This is a genomic window from Microcoleus sp. AT8-B5 (assembly GCF_036705565.1).
Classification (GTDB): domain Bacteria; phylum Cyanobacteriota; class Cyanobacteriia; order Cyanobacteriales; family Microcoleaceae; genus Microcoleus.
Window position 1 is genome coordinate 13794 of record NZ_JAUBUY010000022.1, and the last position, 18013, is coordinate 31806.

Below are 18013 nucleotides of genomic sequence, written 5' to 3' on the forward strand. Positions count from 1 at the left end.
GCTTTTTGCTTCCCCGGCATCGAAGCGCCCAAAACGAGTAGCAAGTTAAACAGTTTTTTATTCAGAACTCAAAACTCTCTCTCTGTAATCAGCCAGATGGATCGGCTGTAGCTGTCCGGCCGCAACCACCTTTATCCCCCATGCTCGATCGTAATTTATGTCTTCAAATTCTCCCTCTTCTTGGCACACCGTAGCAATTGACCAAACTCTCCAGCAGCTAAGCAGCAACAAAGACGCTGGCTTGAGCAGCAAACAGGTGTCAGAACGCTTGCAGCAATACGGCCCCAACGAACTCGAAGAAACAGGAGGCCGCAGTCCGTGGTCGATTTTTGTCGATCAGTTCACCAACATCATGTTGTTGATGCTGATGGGTGTGGCCGTGATTTCGGGTTTTTTGGACATCAGGTCGAATACTTTTCCCAAAGATGCGATCGCCATTTTTGCGATCGTCATACTCAACGGCATTCTCGGCTATTTCCAAGAGCAAAGTGCTGAAAAAGCCCTCGCAGCCCTCAAAAACCTCGCTTCCCCCCTAGTCAGAGTCCTGCGGGACGGCAAAACTTCGGAAATAGCCGCCAAGGAACTCGTACCCGGAGACGTAATGCTGTTGGAGGCTGGGGTAAAAATAGCAGCAGACGCACGCTTGATCGAAACATCAAATCTGCAAGTCAGAGAATCTGCTTTGACAGGAGAAGCCCTAGCAGTAACCAAGCAAGCCGATCTAGAACTTCCAGAAGATGCTTCCTTGGGCGATCGACTCAACCTGATTTTTCAGGGCACAGAAGTTGTTCAGGGACGAGCAAAGGCGATCGTCACCAACACCGGAATGAAAACTGAACTGGGCAAAATTGCCACCATGCTTCAGTCAGTAGAAACCGAACCGACTCCCCTGCAACAGCGGATGAGCCAGTTAGGAAATGTTCTAGTCTCCGGTGCCCTAACCTTAGTCGCAATTGTCGTCATCGGCGGCATGATTACCTTCCAAAACGGCGGCATCGGGTTCGATACCAGCAGGTTTGAAGAGTTGTTAGAAGTTTCTCTAAGCATGGCTGTGGCTGTGGTTCCCGAAGGACTCGCAGCAGTCGTGACAGTTACTCTGGCACTCGGAACTAGGCGGATGGTGAAGCGAAACGCCCTGATTCGCAAACTCCCTGCGGTAGAAACTTTGGGTTCGGTAACTACCATTTGTTCTGACAAAACAGGTACTCTGACTCAAAATAAAATGGTAGTTCAGCTAGTGTCTACGGGCGACTGCACTGTCGCCGTCGCAGGGGATGGCTATGCCCCGATCGGAGATTTTACCGATCGCCTGACAGCGGCCAAAATTAATAATTTAGAGGAATATCCAGAACTCGAATCTTTATTAATTGCCTGTGCAGTTTGCAACGACGCAGTATTGCAACAAGAAAAACAAGAATGGCAGATTTTAGGCGACCCCACAGAAGGAGCTCTGCTTTGTGTAGCGGGAAAAGCAGGCATTTATAAGGAAAAACAGTCTCAATTGCTGCCGCGGACGGCGGAATTTCCTTTTTCTTCCGAACGCAAGCGGATGAGCGTGATTTGCGAAGTGCCCGGCCGATCAGGACATTCGGGATTTCCCGCAGAAACAGGACAGCAGTCGAATTATTTGATGCTGACCAAAGGTTCTCCAGAGTTGACTTTGGAGCGCTGCAAAGGCATTATAGTCGGCGATCGAGTACAACCTTTAACCCAGGAAATGCGCGATCGCATCCTCGTCGAAAACAACAACATGGCAAGCGGCGGTTTGCGAGTCCTCGGGTTTGCGTACAAACTCTGGGAAAGCCTGCCGCCCGAAGGTTCTGAGGAAATTAGCGAACAAGACATGATTTGGCTGGGACTCGTCAGTATGCTGGACGCCCCGCGGCCGGAAGTGCGGGAAGCTGTGGTTAAGTGCCGCAATGCTGGCATTCGGGTGGTGATGATTACAGGAGACCACCAGTTGACTGCAAAAGCCATCGCCTACGATTTAGGTATTGCAACAGAGGGCGATCGAGTTCTCACCGGTCAAGAATTAGAAAAGCTCAGCCAAGAAGAACTCAAACAGCAAGTCGAACAGGTTAGCGTTTACGCCCGCGTCTCCCCAGAACACAAATTGCGGATTGTCCAAGCTTTGCAAAGTTGGGGCAAATTTGTCGCCATGACCGGCGACGGCGTTAACGACGCCCCCGCCTTGAAACAAGCCGATATCGGCATCGCCATGGGGATTACCGGCACCGATGTCAGCAAAGAAGCTAGCGATATGGTGCTCCTCGACGACAACTTCGCAACTATTGTCGCCGCCGCTGAAGAAGGGCGAGTGGTTTATAGCAATATTCGCCGCTTTATTAAATACATTTTGGGCAGCAACATCGGCGAAGTTTTGACAATTGCGGCCGCACCTTTAATGGGTTTGGGAGGAGTGCCGCTGACGCCGCTGCAAATTTTGTGGATGAACTTAGTAACAGACGGCGTTCCCGCTTTGGCTTTGGCGGTGGAACCGGGGGAACCGAACGTGATGAAAAGGCCTCCTTTCAGTCCGCGAGAAAGTATTTTTGCGCGGGGTTTGGGTTCTTACATGATTCGGATCGGGATTATTTTTGCAATTTTGACGATCGCAATGATGTCCTGGGCTTACGGATATACTCACTCTCCCGGACACGGCAATCCAGATGCTTGGAAAACAATGGTGTTTACAACTCTTTGTTTGGCACAAATGGGTCACGCGATCGCAATTCGGTCTAACACTCAGCTAACTATCGAGTTAAATCCCTTGACTAATATTTTTGTTTGGGGAGCTGTGATTGTTACTACTGCTTTGCAATTAATGCTGATTTATGTTCCGCCACTGAGAGCATTTTTCGGCACTCACTATTTGTCGCCTTTTGAATTGCTAGTTTGCTTCGGTTTCAGCGCTCTGATGTTTGTCTGGATTGAAATGGAAAAACTGTTTGTGCGCTTTTACAACAAATCTAGGAAATAGTGTTAACGGCTGACGGATAGTGAGCTAAGTTTGATTATTAGCTAGAGCGCTCGATTGGGTACTAAGCTGTTGGGCATTTAAAAGAGGATAGTAGGGTGCGGATCGTACATAAGTATTTCCCATATCCCGCCAGTGTTCGCGGATGACGCACCCTACCTCTATCGTTATTGGTTTAAATGTGTAACAGCTTATTTTCAAGAAGATCCGCCAGGGTTGAAACCCCTGGCTCACAGCGAAAGTCATTGCTACGAAAACTAAATAGATTGTGTCACAATTAAACATTTATTAGTTCGTTATAATGTCATTACGAATGCAACGTTCGGCGAAAATCGCCATCGTAAAGGCTCACGGCTACCAACCCTTAATGTTCGCCCTACGATGACTGTATTACAATTACCAATTACCGATTACCAATTATCGATTACCAATTACTAATATTATGTATTTGAAAACGCTGCACCTACGGCAGTTTCGGAACTACTTCGATCAAAAGGTAGCGTTTGACGCTCCCAAAACAATTTTAGTAGGAAATAACGCTCAAGGAAAATCTAACTTATTAGAAGCGGTAGAGTTGCTTTCTACACTAAAAAGCCACCGGGTAGGGCGCGATCGCGATTTAATACTCGACTCAAAGCCGATCGGGCAAATTGATGCTACACTCGAACGTCAAACCGGAGCGATCGACTTAGCTTTAACTCTTCGCTCAGGGGCGCGTCGGACACTGAAGCTCAACGGTGAACCGCTGCGCCGCCATTTAGACTTTTTGAGCGTCTTAAATGTAGTGCAATTTTCTTGTTTGGATTTGGACTTAGTGCGGGGCGGGCCCGAAGGAAGGCGTAATTGGATCGATCGCCTAGTCATCCAGTTAGAACCGATTTACGCTCACATTTTGCAGCAGTACAACCAAATTTTGCGCCAGCGAAACGCTCTGTTGAAACGTTCTAAAGAAATCAGGAAAGCGGAATTTTCCGACAGTTTTGACAAGATGCGATTTATTGCACCCGAAAGTCCCGAACCAGAAAATACAGAAGACTTACCAATTCCCAATTCCCAATTCCCCATTCCCAGTTCAGAATTAGCTTTGTGGGACGCGCAGTTGGCGACAGCGGGCGCTCGCGTTATCCGCAGGCGCGATCGAATTTTGGAGCGTTTGATGCCTTTAGCTCGAAATTGGCACCGTTCAATTAGCGGTTCAGCAGAAATTTTAGATGTGAAATACGATGCTAATATTGAAGTAAGTTCAGAATTTATCGCTAAAGACAATCTCGAAGGAGTGCGGCAAGCATTTTTAGAGAAAATTCAAAAAAGGGCGATCGCAGAACAGTTTCAAGGAACCACTTTAGTCGGCCCCCACCGCGACGACATTACATTTACCATTAACAATACCCCAGCTCGTCAATACGCATCCCAAGGTCAGCAGCGAACTCTGGTATTAGCATTAAAATTAGCCGAACTGCAGCTTATTGAAGAAGTCGTCGGCGAAGCGCCTTTACTGTTGCTCGACGACGTACTTGCAGAACTCGATCTGAGCCGCCAAAATCAACTTTTAGAAACAATTCAAGAACGATTTCAAACTCTGATTACTACAACTCACCTAGGCGCTTTTGATGCTCAGTGGCTGCGACAAACCCAAATTCTCTCCGTCGTTGCCGGACAAATCAATCGATTTTAGATTTTAGATTTTAGATTTTAGATTGACAAATTTTCTGTTTCATGGTATGAGAACAAAAAAAAGTAGAAAGTGGCATTATTACCTCAATTCGAGATAGGATAAAGGTTAATTTTGATTACCGCTTTCGCTTCCATTTTTGTAAACCTTGTCAACGACCCAGGTCTAAAGACACTGGGCTTCTAGCCTAAGACTTAAACCACAGTTGACCAGACTAAGTACCTCGCGTACTACGTTAACGGTAAGAGTTTAAAGACCTACCAAGGGATGCGAAGCTAGTTCCTTGCTCTAGAAATTTAGGATTAAACAGACTTATTGGGTTAAATCAGTGTCCTAGATATAGTACCGGCCGTTAACTTTGTCGAAGCTAACATTACCCCGAAAGGGAGGCTCATAAAAGAGCGAACATTATGCGTACAGGGTTGCGAAGTTTGAGATGGTAATTGTCCCATCGAAAGTACACTACAAAAGTACACCGAATCTAGCAATCCCAAGGCGGTAATGGAAAGATTCACGCCGGTTTCAACCGCCGAGTCGTTTCCCTCTCAGCACTCTTCGTGACTGAGTTTCCCACTTACCGAATTTTTTATGAAGCATTACATTTCCCGTCTGTTAGCCCTGGTATTAGTTGTTGTCATCGGCGTAGCGGGCTGTACCAATGTTCCCGCCACTCTGAGTGGAGATTATGGCCAAGACACATTAGCATTAGTGAACAGCTTGAGAACAGCGCTCACTTTGCCAGAGGGCACGCCGGAAAAAGCAGCCGCTCAAGCCAAGGCTCGCACGAGTATCAACGATTTTTTTGCTGAATACCGCCGCGATCCCGCTCTTACCAAGCTGGCCTCTTTCACGACAATGCGGACGGCATTAAACTCTTTGGCCGGACATTACAGTTCCTATCCAAACCGTCCCGTTCCTGAAAAATTGAAAAAGCGTCTTGAGTCAGAATTTCAGCAAGTAGAAGCTGCTCTTAACAGAGGAGCTTAATCTCAAAATTTAGGATCGAGGATAAATTTCACTAATTCATCTTTCATCCTTGATATTTGAGTGTTAACAATTTTTAGTAGAAATATCAACTGCTTTTAGCGCCCACTGTATTCAGGCGCTTTTTTATGCAGCAGTTAGGGAAAAAATACTGCAAAACCGTTTAATCGCGGAGTCTTGTCTTACCCGATCGCCTTTATTGAATTTAAATAGCCGCCAGATAGAATTTGCACTGTGCGATCGACTTGTGCCATAACTAAGTCAACAGAAAAAAGTAGAAAATTTGTAGCTGCTTGTGGAGCGCGATCGCAAAAATGCGATAGCCACCCAATTTAAACCAGAAAACCCCATTCAATTCTCCCATGAAAATTGCACCAACTCGCATCGCGAATTTTCAACACCAGCGACGCTTTTTAAGTGCGGTAACTGCTGTTTTAACCAGTAGCATCATCAGCCAGCTTGTTTGGCCGTTTATCGGAAATCAACCAGCTTTTGCCCAAACATCAGCCTATTGCCAATTATCCCCAGAACAGGTCAATCAAAAAGAAGACTTGCGCCGCGCCGCGCTGTCGGGAAAACGGGAATCTCAGCAAGCATATTTTGCTGTTTTGAACAAACACGCGCGGGAAATAGCAGAATGCCGTAAAAAAACTTGGCCCGAAACCCAAGCAGTTTGGCTGCGTTTGTATCCCTGCGATGTCAGACCCGGAGAACTCGATCGAGTATTAGACAAAGTTGTGAATAAAGGCTACAACCAAGTCTATGTCGAAGTGTTTTACGATGGTCAAGTGCTTCTCCCAGTTGCAGACAATCCTACGGCTTGGCCTTCTGTTGTGAGAAATCGCGGTTACGAGAAATACGACTTGTTAGAAAGGGCGATCGCCAAAGGCAAACAACGAGGTTTAAAAGTTTACGCCTGGTTATTTACCATGAACTTTGGCTATAGCTATGCTCAGCGTCCAGACAGACAGCAAACCCTCGCTATCAACGGTAAAAATCAGACAAGTTTAATAGTAAGCGAAGACGCAGCAATTAACCAGGACTTCGGAGAAGTTCCGGGCAATCAAGCCTTTATCGATCCGTACAACCCACAAGCACGGCAAGACTATACTTTGTTAGTAAATCAAATAGTCAAGCGCAAGCCCCAAGGAATGTTATTCGACTACATTCGCTATCTAAGGGGCATCGGGCCCGCTTCAGTTGCTACCAAAGTTCAAGACTTGTGGATTTACGGCCCAGCATCGCAGCAAGTTCTTTTGCAGCGGGCTAGCAATCAGCAAGGGCGAGATTTAATTCAGCGATATTTGACTAAGGGATTTATCAATCCTAATGACGTTCAAGCAGTAGTCAAACAGTATCCAACTGAGCGAGAACCTCTTTGGCAGGGTCGAATTCCGCAGGCGATGTCAGTAGCAACTCCACCTTCTAGAAGCCAGAATGCCGCATCAAGATCGGCCTCAACAAATCCCGCCCCTAACAAGCCAAACCCTGCAACTCCCACACCAAAACCGACACCGCGGCTTCCCGATACCGGCACTCTGCAAAAAGACCTGTGGAAACTGAGTGTTGCTCACGCCGTTCAAGGGATTTTAGATTTTTTTGGACTAGCTATTCAGCCAGCTCAAAGGATGGGAATTCCTGTAGGAGCAGTGTTTTTTCCTACTGCAAATCAAGCGATAAATCAAGGGGGATATGATTCGAGATTGCAGCCTTGGGACAGCTTTCCGGCTGCCGTAGAATTCCACGCCATGTCTTACGGAAATTGCGGGGATGTAAGCTGCATTGTCCCACAAGTGCAGCGGACTGTAAGTTTAGCGCCTCCGGGAGCAAAAATCATTCCTGCCATTGCTGGAGATTGGGGAAAACCTCTCAAAAATCGACCGTCTTTGGAGATTCAAATGGCGGCAATTCGCTCGGCGACTCCGCAAATTAATGCGGTAAGTCATTTTGCTTTTGGGTGGCAAGAACCGGAGGATGAAAGGGCGCGGCAAACTTGCCGATTGTAGATATATTCCTGGACGAAAAGGGTGTCATCATCTTGTTTTATGGTTGCGGAGCCTAAAAGCGTAGATTTTGGATCAATAAACCGGGTTTTTCTATCGGAATCGGCTGCGAACCACGATTGATTTGCCTAAAAAAACCCGGTTTTTGCCTCAGTATTGATTGAGTGCGATCGACCTTTTGCAAAAAAAATAATTTACCCAACTTTTAAGCTAGCTGAACAATCAGGCATAATGAGATTGTTCAAAAATTGCTGGAAATGCAAGCGGGACAAAAACAGCGAATTGCCGATCGCAAATCCCAATGAACAGACATCTGGGCCAAATTAACTTACTCAGAATTTCATCTGCGTTCATTTGCGTTCATCTGCGGTTAAAAATCCAAATTCTGCTAAACTTATTAATAACCATAAAAGCCTTGCTTAATCATAATGCAAAAAGTACAAGCAAGAGATATCAACCTCCGCTATCTAATCGATAACTTCGGTTTACAGCGAGTTCGCAACAGCGAATTTTTCCGAGAATGGCAAGAAAACTTACCCGAAGTAACCGACTCAGAAAAACAATTGCTCGATCGCGTCCAAGACATATACTTCAACTTGGTAGACAACCCGCCTGTATTGGAAAATGCAGTCAAGCTAACAATCATCAGCCCCATTTTGTTTATTGCCGGTCTGTATGAGTCTCCTTTTCAAGTCAAAGCCGAAAAGTCGATCGCAATTCAAGAGGAAGACGAAGGCAGAATCATCGAAGGCAGAATAGATATTTTAATTATGAAAGCAAACTTGTGGGTGACAGTAATAGAATCCAAACAACTTTCGTTTTCAACAGACGAAGCAATCGCACAACTCCTGACATATATGCTGGCATATCCGAACCCAGAAAATCCTACTTTTGGAATTATTTCCACAGGTGCTAACTTCAATTTTGTCAAGTTAGTTAGAGGCGAAACTCCCCAGTATGCGCGATCGGCTGAATTTGTTATTTCCAATTCCGGCAATGAATTGTACCGCGTTTTGCTGATTTTAAAACGCCTGAGTCAACTGCCAGACTAGCAATAAAAGCCATTTTGAGTTATCTTTCAAAACAGACAATCTCTAATATCTCAAATTTCAAACTAATGTGAGCATGGTAAATTACTGGATAGTCGGCGCTGTGGCAATAGCTTCTGTCTGCTGGGCAGAAATAATACGAGACTTTTATCACGTCGTGTCCCATTATTGGGCACCGCTGCAAAAGCTGCACACTTGGCATCACCGCGTTTTCCGCCCGAATTTGACCCCCGTCAGCGAGACAATTTACAAGCAAGCACACTGGCGTCACGACGTGCCCGAAGGTGCGGCGATGATGGTTTTAGGCTTGTTGCTGTGGGTTGTAGCTTATTTTGGGCTGCCGGAATATCACTGGGGTGCAGCAGCCGGTTGTATTTATACTTTAGGCTTTTTGTTGAGCGCGATCGCCCGCGGGTGCGGCATCAAAGGCGCAGACGAATTAACAGACATCACCCACCAACCGGGAGACTTCCTTACTCCCCCTGGCAAGTGGTTAGTTAATAAACCTTATCACTGGCGGCATCACTTCGACAATCAAAATGCTTACTATTGCGGTACTTTCACCTTAATAGATAAACTTATGGGTACAGCACTTTCTCTCAAAGGCAAAACTGTAGCCGTCACCGGTGCATCGGGAACTTTAGGACGTTTGCTACTCAAACACCTGCACAAAGCTGGTGCAAAAGTGATCGCCCTCTCATCGGGAAATGAGGAAATTACTTTGGATGTAGACGGCGAAAATTTACCTGTAAAAACCGTAACTTGGCAAGCTGGCCAAGAGGCAGACTTAGCCCTATTGTTAGAAAAAATCGATATTCTCGTCATTAATCACGGGATTAACGTACAGGGAGAAAGAACAGGAGAGGCGATCGCAAACTCATACGAAATTAACACTTTTTCCGCGTGGCGGCTGATGGAACTCTTTTTCTTAACAGTCCGCACTAACGAAAACATCGCTTGCAAAGAAGTCTGGATCAACACTTCCGAAGCAGAAGTAATTCCCGCTGTCAGTCCCCTGTACGAACTCAGCAAGCGCGCCCTGGGAGATTTAGTCACCCTGCGCCGGCTAGACGCACCCTGCATCGTTCGCAAACTGATTTTAGGGCCGTTTAAAAGCAACTTAAACCCGATCGGCATCATGTCTCCCGACTGGGTAGCGCAGCAAGTTGTCAAACAAGCTAAAGCTGATGCCCGCAATATCATCGTGACAATTAATCCTTTGACTTTTATCGTTTTTCCAGTCAAAGAGTTTTTTGTTTCCCTCTACTTCCAAATTTTCAGCCGGAAAGCGATTTCAGAGATTAAAGCAGTGGCGACATCGGAAAAATCTAGCGTTGAATCTAAGATTAATTGACAAAAAAGAAACCCGGTTTTTTAGATAAACCGGGTTTCTAACTTGGTTCTAACTTGGGATGTAATACCAAATTCGGCTTTAATACCCCTTTTATTCTTTAGTCGCTCTCTGCCGTGACCAAAGTTTGTGTAGGATAGCTTTTAACCGCTGAGTCTTATTTAATTACTAACCTCAGCCATTTCAATCACGCGGCCATCGTAATCCTTGACCAAAAAATTCAGCGGCTTTTCCCGGCGAATTTTATAACTAATGCCGCGAGTTTGTACCCTCATCAATAGCTGATCCAAACAATCGCGATCGAAACAAACGTGACGCGGACGATTTTTTTCCCCTGCACCGGCCCCGCTAATAATGTGCAGTTGGGTATTTTTCATCAACTGATACCACAAACCATCGGGACTCCCCATCGTTTGAGAGCTCGCTGCCCTCCCGACATTCGGCGACAAATACAGCGGATCAATACCTGTTGTGCCCAAAGTTTGCTCGTAATTGTAGTAGTAGTGCAGTGGCACTTCTGCTACGGGCAGGTTTAGCATACCTTCATAGAACTCCCTCGCTTGTCCGAGATCCGATACCATCACCGTGTGTACCTTCGGAGCACTGGTGAGAAACATCCACATCGCCCCCGCATAGGCGGCCAGCAGCATCACCATAATCCCTTGAGTCGAAAACAAGCTGTCAAGGGGCAGGAACGGCAAAAAAGAGCTCAAGTACAAAGGCCGAAGTCCAAAAGCAATAAAACTAACTGCTAGAGTCATGAATTATAAGAAAGGTAAACAACGAAATTTATCAAGATTGCAGTCGCGATCGCCCGCGAGACTTAAACTATTAGCTTAGCCATCTATGTTAGCAAAAACTAGCGGTTAGGCCCTACCCGATGAAAGTCTTTGTCTATGGCACTCTCAAACCCGGGGAGTGCAACTACCTCCGCTACTGCGAAGGAAAAGTTGTGGATGCTTGCCCCGCGATCGCCCGCGGTCAACTTTTTGCGCTGCCGATCGGCTATCCTGCGATGATGGCCGGAGATGGCACAGTCTGCGGTTTTCTCCTCTGTTTCGCAAATTCGGCTATTTTGGACGATTTAGACCGATTGGAAGACTATCATCCGCTGCGGGAACCGACACAAAACGAATATCAACGGCAGGAAATTGAAATCTTCGATCGACACCTCAAACCTTTAGGCACGGCTTGGGCATACTTCATGTTACCCGATCGCGTCCGTTCCCTAGGAGGCATCTGGCTGCCCCACGGCAGGTGGGAAAATCGGTTTTTCACCAAATAAAGTGGTTAATGCCGATGAGCTTAGGAAATAGCCCTTGCAGTGCGATTCGGCGGCTCGAACCTGTAACCGTAACCCCGAATTGTTTTAATAAACTGCGACGCATTAGCATCAACTTGAATCATTTTCTTGCGAATCTGACCGATATGTACGCTAACAACGTTCTCTTCTCCTGTGTCGTTGCAGTTCCACCCCCAGATTTTTTCGATTAGCTGTTGGCGACTCCAAGATTGATTGGAATGACTAGCCAAAAAATACAAAATATTAAATTCCAAGGCTGTTAACTTGATAGTGCGATCGTTGAGTGTTGCTTCCCGACGCGCTGAATCGATCGCGAACTGATCGAATACAATACGTGATGAAGTGACAGGCCTCATCCGTCTCAACACAACTTCTATACGAATTGCCAACTCCGCCAAACCAAAGGGTTTGCAGATATAGTCATCAGCACCTGCAGACAGGACTTTAATTTTATCACCTTCGTCTGTGCGGCTGCTTAGCATAATCACAAAAACATTAGTACGGCGCTGCATTTCCTGGCAGAGGTGATAGCCTGTAGTATCCGGCAAATTCCAATCAAGAACGACTAGCAGTGGCTTTAATTTCTCAAACAATGTTAAAGCCGTCTCGCCATCTGCTGCCGAATCTACTTGATATTTCTGATTTAAAAAGCGATGAACTAGAGTGCGGATGGATGAGTCACTCGATTTTAGATTTTAGATTTTAGATTTTAGAATTGAAGCATTGAAGCATTGACTTGCGCGAGATAAATACGTTCGGCAAGTTTCATCGAATACAGGTTTTTTATTTCTGGACTGATGAATCCGGGGGCTTGTATCCTGGATGCTTTCGGTCATCATCCACAACGAGAATCTTGGGAGTAGTATCAGTAGTCATCACCAAAAAGTTTCTTTCTTTTGTCAATTTCAACCGGGCAATTAAAGAACAGCTTTAGTGAAGCGAAAATCCCAGGTCGTTCCAACTAATACAGACTTTTTTCTGGCAATTCTTCTTTCAACTTCGCTTGGAAGTCAAAAGGCTCTCCCCAATCCCAAATTTTTACTTCTAGGTGTTCGTTAAATACCCTTATTTCAATCTCTATCCGAGTTTCTAATGGCAGATTTTTGTGAGCGTGGCGAACAGCATTCGTAAACCCTTCAATCACAGCAAGTTTACACTGATGCAAAACGACTAGGGGAATGATTGGTAGAGGATCTAAAAAAACTGTATCAACCCACGATAAAACTTGAGCAACAGCCTTGATATCAGTATTTATGTGAAGGCTAATTTTTTTAACTTGCTGGTTAGAACTTGGCTGTGATTGCGGAAGTCGTTGCTTTTGAAACCAAAAATTAAAGCTGGTTAAAACATCTATCGCCCGCTTAAAAAAACCATCTTGAATACTGTCTTGGGATGGTACTATACCAGGCTGCTGATAATATTTTACAATGAACAGACAGTTTCTGCCGTCAGAAGTGCGGGTATAACTTAGCTCATCGGCAATTTTGCCAATAATTTTTATACCTATCCCACCTGACGGAATTTCATCTATGTTATCTATCATGGTGCTATCCTTTGTCATCATTTAATGTGTACTTTTTTACCTAAAAAAGAGAGTGGCATTCGGAACGATTAAGTTTGCATGATTTATGCCTGACTTTTCGCGTAGGCCGTGCAGTTGTTGTCCTGATCATTTTCTCTTTTTTGCTCAGGTCTTGACAAACTCAGTTTGCGATCGCTAAACTGAGGGAAAACTGATATTGACAATTAGATAAGTAAATTATATAATGACAACCCTCAAAGCCTCTGAAGAGGGATTAGTAAAAATTAAGCAAGCTAGAAGAGAAAGGGGCTCGACCATAGAAGACCCCAGATGGCTAGTAGAAGCTAGTAAAACATTAGAACCCGATCGAACTTGGACAGAGGCCGGGCCTTATGCTGATGGCCTCTCCCTGCCAACTTGGAGGCGTTTTTTAGGAGGAAGAGAACCCATTAAGGCTAATGCTTTCAAGGCTTTCTGCACGGTTTTGCAGTTGAATTGGGAAGAAATTGTCGATCGTCCTCCTTTAGCCCCCTCTTACCAAGGGAGGGTTGGGGGGGTTAAAGATTTTTGCCAACAGCATATTGATTCGGTAGTGCAAGAGATACGGCAAAAATGCCACAGCAAAATTCAACAGCTTTACAGCAAAATGCAACTGTTGGATATTGCACAGCCCGTTGATGTCAGCAACCTCTACGTTGAAGTCAACATTTTGGAGGAAATTACCAGTTGGCAGCCGGGAGAAATTAGCGATTTACTGAGAGACTTCAACCCAGATGCGGATAACTTTAACCGCTTGGGATTAGGTAAAGTATGCCAGAAACGAGTACCAGGATTGGATGCCGTGAAATCTCACTCTAAATTGATGGTACTCGGCAAACCTGGTTCCGGTAAAACTACCTTTTTGAAACACATTGCCATTCAGTGCGATCGCGCAAAATTTGAAGCCAACAAAATACCGATTTTTATCCCCCTAAAAACCTTTGCTGCAATCGCTAATCTTGACTTATTAGAATATATCAGCGACGAATTTGCCAGTTGCGGAGTTGAGGCGCGATCGCAAACTGAATCTGTACTTAGTCAAGGCAGATGTTTGATTTTATTGGACGGCTTAGATGAAGTGCCAGAATCAGATAGCGATGCAGTCGTCAGACAGATTCGTCAGTTTGTCCAAAAGTATTACAACAATCAGTTTATTATTACCTGTCGAATTGCCGCGGCTAAGTACCGATTTCACGACGAAGCTTTTACCTGTGTGGAGGTAGCCGATTTTAATTGCGAGCAAATCGCTGCCTTTGCGAGCAATTGGTTTGTGGCTTTTTCCCAGAATATGGAGGCAGGGAAAGCTTTAGCATCTCAATTTGTAGAGAAGCTGAAACTGCAAAAAAATCAGCAAATCAGAGAACTGGCAGTAACGCCAATTTTGCTTAATCTGACTTGTTTAGTATTCCAAGCCAAAGCCGATTTTCCATCCAACCGAGCCAAGTTGTATGAGGAAGGAATGGAAATTATGCTCAGAAAATGGGATGAAACTAGAGGCATTCTACGGGATGAAGTTTATCGCGATTTGAATTTGTGCCGCAAGAAACATTTACTTGCTTTTGTAGCAGCTATTACTTTTGAGCGGGGCGATTATTTTTTTGAAAAAAACACAGTTCAGCAATTGATTGCCGACTATCTAGCTAATTTGTCCGATGCCACAACTGACCGCGTTCAGTTAGAAATAGATAGTGAGGTTGTCCTGAAGGCGATCGAGGCACAACATGGATTATTAGTGGAGAGGGCAAGAAGGATTTATTCGTTTTCTCATCTAACATTTCAAGAGTATTTCACTGCTAGAGAAATTGTTACCAATTCCGATCCACAAGCTTTGGAAAAACTGGTCAGCCACCTGACCGAGAAGCGTTGGCGAGAAGTTTTGTTTTTAGCAGTTGGAATGTTGCAAAAAGTTGATGACTTGTTGCTGTCAATGAAACAGCAAGTTGATGGGCTGGTCGCTGAGGAGGAGCAGTTGCAGCAGTTCCTAACATGGATCAACAAAAAATCCCTTTCTGTTGATTTTCCCTACAAACCTGCGGCAGTTAGAGCATTTTACTTGACCCTTGAATATCCCCTCCTTGACTGCGGCTTTGCCCTTTCTCTTGACCCTTATCTGAAAAAAGTTGTGGGACAAGCTTTGGAACAGGTTCTTAACCTTGCACTTGAAGGTGCTCTTGACCTTGCCCTGAATACCGTCCTTAAGGATGCACTTGAGCCTACCCTTGGTTACATCAGCCTTACCCTTGAACGTACCCTTGTCCCTAACCTTGACCTTGTTCTTGACTCCGACCTTGTACCTGCCCTTAAGCCTGAACAAAGGCAAGGGATACAAGAACTTCTGGAACAACTGCCCGATCCAAAAAGTGACAAAGAGATATTTGCAAAATGGTGGCAAGATAACGGTCAGTCTTGGGATAAGCGATTAAGACAAATGATGATTTTGTATCGCGATGTGCGCCGCGTTTGGCAATTTAGCGAACAGCAGAAGTCATTGCTGAGGAAGTATTACGATGCTAATAAATTGCTGGTATATTGCCTCAATAGCGCTTCTAATGTATCTCCTGCTGTGCGGCAGGAAATTGAGGAGACATTGCTATTACCGATCGCCAATATTCAAAAAACCAGTGACAAGTGCGATCGAGTTTAATTGATCGCCATCGCCTTCCCCTTCGCCTTTACACGGAGAGAGCCACTGGAAATGATATAATGGCTAAAAGTTATTAGAAGTAAAGCGTATGAACATTACTCTAAAACCTGACCATAATAAATTCATTGAAGCCCAAGTCAAAAGTGGCAAGTATTCTTCGGTGGATGAGGTAATTGCTGCGGCCTTGGAACTACTCGCAGACAGAAGCGATCGGCAACAGAGCGATCGTTATCAAGAATGGGTCGATGAAACTCGTCCAAAAGTAGCGGCCGGACTAGCTCAGCTTGAACGCGGCGAAGGAATTGATGGGGAGATAGTTATAGCTAGATTGCGGGAAAAATTTCGCAAAATGCGGGAAAATCAACAATGAGCCGCTACATTATTTCCCCTGAAGCCAGTCGCGATCTCAATGAAATTACCGATTACTTTGCAACGAGAAATGTAGAAGCTGGTGAACAATTTATTGAAGACTTTGATAAAAAGTGTCGTAATTTAGTTAAGTTCCCCAATATAGGGCGCAATTACGAAGAACTAGCTCCTTCTGTGCGGGGAATTCCTATCAGGGGTTACATAATTCTTTATCGGGCACTGGACAACTTAATTGAAATTGTTCGGATCGTGAGGGGAGAACGGGATTTACCTTCTCTATTTTCTGATGAGGATGAGTGCAATTGCTGGTAGATTGCCTCAATAGCGGTTGTAGTGTATCTCCTACTGTGCGGCAGGAAATTGAGGATGCATTGCTGTTGCCGATCGCAAATATCAAAAAAAATCGGTGACAAGTACGCGCGTGCGAAACTATCCCGTAGGGAATCGCCCGCTCTAATTCCACTCGCTACCTACTCCCATATTAAGATGCGATCGCCCCACAATTCGTCATTCAAAGCCAGGAAAGCGTCAAAGGATAATCCACCTTGAAAAACTGGGAAAAACGGCAAAAAGCCCCCTTTTTTAGGGAGCTTAGTAACTTCCGTTATTGCTCAAAACAGAAATCCTACTGCGGCTTTGGCAATGACTTTTGAGGGGTTGCTACACCAACTTTGGGAATATCCACGATCGGTGCATTCACCCCAAGCATCAAATCGTTAGGATTAACCATCTCCACCAGAGGCTCGTTTAAAGCCATCATCAAACCGTCAGATTCAGCAGGAACGGGCGATCGAGCAAACTGAGGAGCAAACAATTGGCGGCCGCCACCGACACCAGACACCACCGCAACCAACAAAGCTGCGATCGCACCTCCACCCAAAATCCAAGTTTGTTTCGGCTTGCGTTCCACCCGCTGCAAAACCTTCGTCGCCAACTCCTGTGCAGATTGTTCCGCAGCAGGCACCGGCATTGCCTGAAAGCTCTGCTGCATCATCAGCAGTCGCGAGTACAAACGCTTCGTAGTGGGGTCATTTGTCAGCCACTCCTCAACTTGCCGGCGTTCTGTCGCCGTCACTTCACCGTCGAGGTAGGCACTTAGCAATTCAAAGCGATCGCGCATCATAGTAGTTACATTGCCCTGGGCATAATTGTTGTTAACTTGATTTTGGGCGAGTGAATCCCCGACGCCTTGCTGATTTTGATTTTTATCGGATTCAAAGTTACCCTTCATATTTCACACTTGCTCTAATTGGGGAATCACGCACTCGCTATTAGAATGATTTACTGCTTATTTATATTTTAAAATAGAAGTTTTGATGTCACAGCAAACTTCATCAAATCTTCTTAACCCGCCTCTGAAATTACTCTTGCTAATTACCATCAAGATATTTTTGCAATTCCAACTGCAATCTTTGGCGAGCTCTAGCAATTCTCGACTTGACAGTTCCCAGAGAAACTCCGGTCATTTCGGCTATTTCCTCATAGGCTAAACCTTCTATTTCTCTCAAAACAATTGTTGTGCGGAATACTTCCGGCAAATCTGCGATCGCCACCCGCAACTGGTCGTAAAATTCTCTCGTCGTCAAATCTTCATCAGGCCCCGGACTGTCTGCCGGAATTTCCCAATCAACCTCGCCATCTTCCAGAGTACGAGGTACGTCGAGCGACAGCGGAGTTCGCACCCGTTTGCGCTTCCGCAACTCATCGTAAAACAAATTAGTGGCGATGCGGCTCAGCCAGCCCCGAAATTTAACAGGCTCTTGCAAGCGGTTAATATTGCGGTAGACCCGAATCCACACTTCCTGAGCCAAGTCTGCTCGGTCTTGCCAGTCAGGGGCCAAGTGATAGAGAACCCTGTCTACGTGGGACTGATACCGCTTCAACAGTTCTGAAAAGGCCGTGGTCTCAGGTCGATTTCCTTCCTGACACCGCAACACCAAGTCATAATTAGAGAGTTTTTCGGCTGGCAATTGCACTCTTTGAACGGTCGCCACAACCGCAGACCAGGACACGGAAATAAAGTCGCTCATCGGTGGAATTGGCTCATCGAACATTCCACACTTTTTGACGTTAGGAGATCGTAACAAGTTCCCCTCTTCT

Annotated in this window: 16 protein-coding genes; 11 read left to right on the plus strand and 5 right to left on the minus strand. The window is 45.4% G+C overall.

Going from position 1 to position 18013, the window contains the following annotated elements; all coding sequences use genetic code 11:
* Positions 1-157 precede the first annotated feature (157 nt).
* The 6 genes from QUB39_RS16375 (at position 158) to QUB39_RS16400 (ending at position 10039) form a co-directional block, all read left to right on the plus strand.
* Entirely contained in the window at positions 158-2980 is a 2823-nt protein-coding gene (locus QUB39_RS16375) for a cation-transporting P-type ATPase (RefSeq protein ID WP_333055312.1), read from the plus strand.
* A 439-nt stretch (positions 2981-3419) separates the two neighbouring features.
* The gene (locus QUB39_RS16380; protein WP_333209625.1) at positions 3420-4652 is read left to right on the plus strand and encodes an AAA family ATPase; all 1233 of its coding nucleotides are present in this window, start codon (positions 3420-3422) and stop codon (positions 4650-4652) included.
* A gap of 585 nt (positions 4653-5237) precedes the next feature.
* Positions 5238-5636, plus strand: a complete 399-nt coding sequence (gene psb27 / locus QUB39_RS16385) for a photosystem II protein Psb27 (protein ID WP_333055314.1) — start codon at positions 5238-5240, stop codon at positions 5634-5636.
* A gap of 359 nt (positions 5637-5995) precedes the next feature.
* Entirely contained in the window at positions 5996-7639 is a 1644-nt protein-coding gene (locus tag QUB39_RS16390; protein WP_333055315.1) for a family 10 glycosylhydrolase, read from the plus strand.
* 425 nt (positions 7640-8064) lie between these two features.
* Positions 8065-8688 carry a restriction endonuclease subunit R gene (locus QUB39_RS16395; protein WP_333209628.1) on the plus strand — a complete coding sequence of 208 codons (624 nt, stop codon included), beginning with the start codon at positions 8065-8067 and terminating at the stop codon, positions 8686-8688.
* Between the two features lie 73 nt (positions 8689-8761).
* Positions 8762-10039 carry a bifunctional sterol desaturase/short chain dehydrogenase gene (locus QUB39_RS16400; protein WP_333209666.1) on the plus strand — a complete coding sequence of 426 codons (1278 nt, stop codon included), beginning with the start codon at positions 8762-8764 and terminating at the stop codon, positions 10037-10039.
* 158 nt (positions 10040-10197) lie between these two features.
* On the opposite strand, the gene QUB39_RS16405 is transcribed toward QUB39_RS16400, so the two are convergent.
* On the minus strand, positions 10198-10797 hold the full coding sequence (locus QUB39_RS16405; protein WP_333209630.1) for a glyoxalase-like domain protein: 600 nt from the start codon (positions 10795-10797) through the stop codon (positions 10198-10200).
* A 119-nt stretch (positions 10798-10916) separates the two neighbouring features.
* On the opposite strand from QUB39_RS16405, the gene QUB39_RS16410 reads away from it, so the two are divergent.
* Entirely contained in the window at positions 10917-11321 is a 405-nt protein-coding gene (locus tag QUB39_RS16410) for a gamma-glutamylcyclotransferase (RefSeq protein WP_333209632.1), read from the plus strand.
* 20 nt (positions 11322-11341) lie between these two features.
* On the opposite strand, the gene QUB39_RS16415 is transcribed toward QUB39_RS16410, so the two are convergent.
* Both QUB39_RS16415 and QUB39_RS16420 read right to left on the minus strand, forming a co-directional pair.
* Positions 11342-12010 carry a response regulator transcription factor gene (locus QUB39_RS16415; protein ID WP_333055369.1) on the minus strand — a complete coding sequence of 223 codons (669 nt, stop codon included), beginning with the start codon at positions 12008-12010 and terminating at the stop codon, positions 11342-11344.
* A gap of 290 nt (positions 12011-12300) precedes the next feature.
* Complete coding sequence (locus tag QUB39_RS16420) at positions 12301-12903, minus strand: ATP-binding protein (protein ID WP_333209634.1); 603 nt, start codon at positions 12901-12903, stop codon at positions 12301-12303.
* Between the two features lie 202 nt (positions 12904-13105).
* On the opposite strand from QUB39_RS16420, the gene QUB39_RS16425 reads away from it, so the two are divergent.
* From QUB39_RS16425 to QUB39_RS30635, 4 genes are all read left to right on the plus strand, one after another.
* Positions 13106-15544 carry an NACHT domain-containing NTPase gene (locus QUB39_RS16425; RefSeq protein WP_333055323.1) on the plus strand — a complete coding sequence of 813 codons (2439 nt, stop codon included), beginning with the start codon at positions 13106-13108 and terminating at the stop codon, positions 15542-15544.
* Between the two features lie 88 nt (positions 15545-15632).
* Positions 15633-15914: a type II toxin-antitoxin system ParD family antitoxin gene (locus tag QUB39_RS16430; protein ID WP_333055324.1), complete on the plus strand. Its 282-nt coding sequence runs from the start codon at positions 15633-15635 to the stop codon at positions 15912-15914.
* A complete protein-coding gene (locus QUB39_RS16435; protein WP_333055325.1) occupies positions 15911-16225 on the plus strand; it encodes a type II toxin-antitoxin system RelE/ParE family toxin in 315 nt (104 codons plus the stop codon). Before QUB39_RS16430 ends, QUB39_RS16435 begins: the two co-directional genes overlap by 4 nt.
* On the plus strand, positions 16210-16323 hold the full coding sequence (locus QUB39_RS30635; RefSeq protein WP_445243033.1) for an NACHT C-terminal helical domain 2-containing protein: 114 nt from the start codon (positions 16210-16212) through the stop codon (positions 16321-16323). Before QUB39_RS16435 ends, QUB39_RS30635 begins: the two co-directional genes overlap by 16 nt.
* A gap of 215 nt (positions 16324-16538) precedes the next feature.
* On the opposite strand, the gene QUB39_RS16440 is transcribed toward QUB39_RS30635, so the two are convergent.
* Positions 16539-17144 carry a zf-HC2 domain-containing protein gene (locus QUB39_RS16440; protein WP_333055326.1) on the minus strand — a complete coding sequence of 202 codons (606 nt, stop codon included), beginning with the start codon at positions 17142-17144 and terminating at the stop codon, positions 16539-16541.
* Positions 17145-17283: 139 nt separating this feature from the next.
* Positions 17284-17943 carry a sigma-70 family RNA polymerase sigma factor gene (locus QUB39_RS16445; RefSeq protein WP_041622468.1) on the minus strand — a complete coding sequence of 220 codons (660 nt, stop codon included), beginning with the start codon at positions 17941-17943 and terminating at the stop codon, positions 17284-17286.
* Positions 17944-18013 lie beyond the last annotated feature (70 nt).

What these genes read in the sequence shown, in the direction of transcription:
- QUB39_RS16375 (WP_333055312.1), top strand. Translation starts at nt 158, where the DNA reads ATGTCTTCAAATTCTCCCTCTTCTTGGCACACCGTAGCAATTGACCAA.
- QUB39_RS16380 (WP_333209625.1), top strand. Translation starts at nt 3,420, where the DNA reads ATGTATTTGAAAACGCTGCACCTACGGCAGTTTCGGAACTACTTCGAT.
- psb27 (WP_333055314.1), top strand. Translation starts at nt 5,238, where the DNA reads ATGAAGCATTACATTTCCCGTCTGTTAGCCCTGGTATTAGTTGTTGTC.
- QUB39_RS16390 (WP_333055315.1), top strand. Translation starts at nt 5,996, where the DNA reads ATGAAAATTGCACCAACTCGCATCGCGAATTTTCAACACCAGCGACGC.
- QUB39_RS16395 (WP_333209628.1), top strand. Translation starts at nt 8,065, where the DNA reads ATGCAAAAAGTACAAGCAAGAGATATCAACCTCCGCTATCTAATCGAT.
- QUB39_RS16400 (WP_333209666.1), top strand. Translation starts at nt 8,762, where the DNA reads ATGGTAAATTACTGGATAGTCGGCGCTGTGGCAATAGCTTCTGTCTGC.
- QUB39_RS16405 (WP_333209630.1), bottom strand. Translation starts at nt 10,797, where the DNA reads ATGACTCTAGCAGTTAGTTTTATTGCTTTTGGACTTCGGCCTTTGTAC.
- QUB39_RS16410 (WP_333209632.1), top strand. Translation starts at nt 10,917, where the DNA reads ATGAAAGTCTTTGTCTATGGCACTCTCAAACCCGGGGAGTGCAACTAC.
- QUB39_RS16420 (WP_333209634.1), bottom strand. Translation starts at nt 12,903, where the DNA reads ATGATGACAAAGGATAGCACCATGATAGATAACATAGATGAAATTCCG.
- QUB39_RS16425 (WP_333055323.1), top strand. Translation starts at nt 13,106, where the DNA reads ATGACAACCCTCAAAGCCTCTGAAGAGGGATTAGTAAAAATTAAGCAA.
- QUB39_RS16430 (WP_333055324.1), top strand. Translation starts at nt 15,633, where the DNA reads ATGAACATTACTCTAAAACCTGACCATAATAAATTCATTGAAGCCCAA.
- QUB39_RS16435 (WP_333055325.1), top strand. Translation starts at nt 15,911, where the DNA reads ATGAGCCGCTACATTATTTCCCCTGAAGCCAGTCGCGATCTCAATGAA.
- QUB39_RS16440 (WP_333055326.1), bottom strand. Translation starts at nt 17,144, where the DNA reads ATGAAGGGTAACTTTGAATCCGATAAAAATCAAAATCAGCAAGGCGTC.
- QUB39_RS16445 (WP_041622468.1), bottom strand. Translation starts at nt 17,943, where the DNA reads ATGAGCGACTTTATTTCCGTGTCCTGGTCTGCGGTTGTGGCGACCGTT.